The sequence below is a fragment of the Mycobacterium sp. genome, from assembly GCF_044370595.1.
Taxonomy (GTDB): domain Bacteria; phylum Actinomycetota; class Actinomycetes; order Mycobacteriales; family Mycobacteriaceae; genus Mycobacterium.
The window spans coordinates 1-3,648 of record NZ_JBILVF010000226.1 but is presented as its reverse complement, the minus strand read 5'-3'; the positions used below and the strand labels follow the sequence as shown (position 1 = coordinate 3,648).

4 protein-coding genes are annotated in these 3,648 nt (G+C 66.8%); 1 reads left to right on the top strand and 3 read right to left on the bottom strand.

Annotation, left to right across the window (positions count from 1 at the left end):
• Window positions 1–1,173, top strand: a 1,173-nt coding sequence (locus ADBZ5N_RS17970) for a M28 family peptidase (protein ID WP_526259806.1), incomplete at its 5' end; no start/stop codon positions are given.
• A gap of 7 nt (window positions 1,174–1,180) precedes the next feature.
• On the opposite strand, the gene ADBZ5N_RS17965 is transcribed toward ADBZ5N_RS17970, so the two are convergent.
• The 3 genes from ADBZ5N_RS17965 to ADBZ5N_RS17955 all read right to left on the bottom strand — a co-directional run.
• Window positions 1,181–2,329, bottom strand: coding sequence for an amino acid permease (locus tag ADBZ5N_RS17965; protein ID WP_526259808.1), 1,149 nt, complete (start codon window positions 2,327–2,329; stop codon window positions 1,181–1,183).
• A 74-nt stretch (window positions 2,330–2,403) separates the two neighbouring features.
• Entirely contained in the window at window positions 2,404–2,667 is a 264-nt protein-coding gene (locus ADBZ5N_RS17960; RefSeq protein ID WP_526259804.1) for a DoxX-related protein, read from the bottom strand.
• 11 nt (window positions 2,668–2,678) lie between these two features.
• On the bottom strand, window positions 2,679–3,648 hold a 970-nt coding region (locus ADBZ5N_RS17955; protein ID WP_526259802.1), incomplete at its 5' end, for a flavin-containing monooxygenase.

Genomic DNA, 3,648 nt, shown 5'->3' with positions numbered 1-3,648 from the left:
CACGGGGACCCTGATCTGTCGGTCGGTGGGGCCGCCGTCAAGGCCGGCGTGCTCAAGTACAGCGCCGGCACTCCCGAATACGGTGTCAGCGGGCCACTGGTCGCGGCGCCGGCCGAAGAGACACCGGGATGCGCGCCGGCGGATTACGAGGGCTTGTCAGTGCAGGGTGCCGTTGTTCTGGTGGACAGGGGTGGGTGCCCGTTCTCCGAGAAACAGGCGATTGCCGCGAAACTGGGTGCCGTCGCGATGGTGGTGGCCAACAATTCCGATGACGAGAATCTGGCTGCGACCTTAGGTGAGAACACGAATGTCGGGATTCCCGTCGTGAGCGTCTCCAAGACCGACGGCGCTCGCCTGCGTGCCAAGCCCGGCACTGCGAAGGTCACACTCGAGGCGGCCACGGTGGCGATCACCACCCGAAACGTCATCGCCCAGACCAAGACCGGTTCGCAGCGAAACGTCGTGATGGTCGGCGGGCATCTTGACAGCGTCGAAGAAGGCGCCGGGATGAATGACAATGGCAGCGGCGTTTCCGCCGTGCTGGAGACCGCCGTCCAACTCGGTAGCGAACCGGCCGTCACCAACGCCGTGCGCTTCGCATTCTGGGGCGCCGAGGAGGTCGGCATCGTCGGGTCCCGCAAGTACGTCTCCGAACTGGACGCCGAGCAACTCAAAGATATTGCGCTGTATTTGAACTTCGACATGATCGGCTCGCCCAACCCCGGCTACTTCGCCCACGACGGCGATCAGTCGACTCCACCGGGTCGCGACGAGGCTCCGCCCCTGATCCCCGAAGGCACCGCAGGGATCGAACGCACCCTGGTGGAATACCTGGCGTCATCGGGCAAGGTTGCCCAGGACGCACCCTTCGACAACCGATCGGACTACACCTGGTTCACCCTGGCCGGGATACCCGCCGGCGGACTGTTCTCCGGTGCCGACGAGGACAAGAGTCCGCAGCAGGCACAACTGTGGGGCGGTACGGCCAACGCCCCGTTCGACGCGGATTACCACAAGGACACCGACACCCTCGACAAGATCAGTCGTGAGGCGCTCGACATCAACGGAGGCGGGGTGGCCTACGCGGTCGGTCTCTACGCCACCGACATCGACGGGCGCAACGGGATTCCGGCCCGAGAGGACCGCACCCGCCACGAGATTCCCGACCAGTGAGAGCCGGCTACCACCGTCGCGCGATCGCGTAGACCACCGCCCCGGCCGCCACGACGGCGGCACCGACAATCACCGACCCCGCCGGAAGGCACACCGCGAGCAACAGACAGCCCGCCAGTCCGATCGCCGGGGTCAGGCGTAGGTCCGGCAGGGTCAGGGCGCAGGCGTTGGCGATGGCGTAGTAGACCAGCACGGCGAACGACGAAAACCCGATCGCCGCGCGGACGTCGGCCAGTGCGGCCACCGCGGCGACGATCACCCCGACCGTCATCTCGGCGCGATGCGGCACCGCGAACCGTGGGTGCACCACGGCCAGGGCCGACGGGAGATGGCCGTCGCGCGCCATTGCCAGCCCGGTGCGCGATATACCCAGGATGAGCGACAGCAAGGAGCCCAGCGCTGCGACCGCCGCACCGATCCGCACCACCGGCTCCAGCCAGGGAACTCCCGCCGCCGCGACCGCGTCGGCCAATGGCGCTGCCGAGGAACCCAGTTCGGGACCGAGAATGGCCAACAGGGCCACCGCCAGCAGTGCGTACACCGCCAGAGTGATCGCCAGGGCCAGCCGGATCGCCCGCGGGATGATGCGCGCCGGATCGCGCACCTCCTCACCCAGCGTGGCGATCCGGGCGTAGCCGGCGAAGGCGAAGAACAGCAGCCCGGCCGCCTGCAGCACCCCGGCCGGTGTGCCGCCCACCACGGTGATCTGCCAGGGCTCGGCCCGGCCGCTGAGCAGGACGGCGGCCACCACCCCCGCCAGCACAGCAAGCACGACGGCGATGATCAGCCGGGTCAGCAGAGCCGATTTCTGGATGCCTCGGGAGTTCACCGCGGTCAGCCCGGCCACGGCGGCAACGGCCACGGCATGCGCGTGGCTCGGCCACAGATACAGCCCGACCGCCAGGGCCATCGCCGCGCAGGAGGCCATCTTCCCGACGATGAAACTCCACCCCGCCAGATAGCCCCAGAATTCCCCCAACCGTTCGCGGCCGTAGACGTAGGTACCGCCGGACTGCGGATACCTCGCCGCCAGCCGCGCCGAGGAGGTGGCGTTGCAATAGGCGACCACGACCGCCACGGCCAGCCCGATCAGCAGACCGGACCCGGCCGCCGCAGCAGCCGGTCCGAACACCACGAACACACCCGCACCGATCATCGAGCCGAGCCCGATCACCACCGCGTCGCCCAAGCCGAGCCGACGCTGCAGCGCGCCTCCGTGCAGCGGGACGGTCAACCCCGTCGCTTGTTGCGAACCACACTGAAGATCAGGTACCCCAGGTAGCCGGCCACCCCAGCCAGGGCGAATTTGCGGGTCTGCGGTGCCACCAAACCCACCCCCAGCACGGTCTCGATACCGCCGTTGAGGTAGACGAACCGGCGGGTGTTGGTGGGGAAAGCCTGCGCGGTCATCTTTTCGTAGATCTGCGGCCTGGCGAAATGGGATAAACCGGCGGCAGCCAGTGCCGCGCCGACTCCGGGGATCTTGACCGACATGTCTGCAGACACTAGGCGATGCGGTAGTCGCTCAGCGGGAATTCGCAGGCCAGCCGGATCGCGGATTTGGTGGTGGTGGGCCGCAGCAGGGTCGCCTCGCCCTGCGGGTTGAAGTAGTACGACCGTGAGGTGGCGCAGTTGCCCGAGGCGAACACCGAGTCGCCGATCCGCTCGGTCATCGCATCGAGGAACCGCGAGTTGGCCTCCTCGGTGACCTCGAAGGTGGTGGCACCGCGGCGTTTGACCTCGCTGAACAGCCGGTCCATCAGCTTCATCTGATATTCCATGTTGTTGAAGAAGTTCAAGCCCAGGAACCCGTACGGGCTGGCGAGGCTCAGGAGATTCGGGAAGAACGGAACCGAAACCCCCTGGTAGGCCTGGAATCTCGTCTCCCGCCACCACTTACCCAGATTGCGGCCGTCGCGCCCGACGATCTCGATCGCCGGGAAGTTGGCTTCCCACAGGTCGAACCCGGTGGCCAGCACCAGGGTGTCGATCGCCGTCTTGGTGCCGTCGTTGGCCACGACGCCGTCGGCGTCGACTCGTTCGATGCCGCTGGTCTGCAGATGAACATTGGGCTTGGTGAAGGTGCGGTACCACTTGTTGGAGAAGGTCGGCCGCTTGCAGCCCAGGTCGTAGTCGGGGGTGAGCTTACGACGTAGCTCAGGGTCGCGAATCTGGGTGAACCGCAGCATCTTCGCCAAGTCGGTGGCCCCGATGTTGAGTCGCCCGAACAGTTTCTGGCGGTGGTGCAACCCGACGTAGATGAAGAACTCGTAGACCGCGTCGGTCACCACCCGCACGACCCTCTGGGTGGCCGGGAAACGCGCAAAGATCCGCCTGATCCGCTGCGGGAAGCGGATGTCGACTTTGGGTACCACCCAGATCGCGGTGCGCTGAAACACCGTCAGGTCGGCGGCTTTCTTCGCCAGTTCGGGAATCAATTGCACCCCGGTGGCGCCGGTGCCGATGACGCCGATC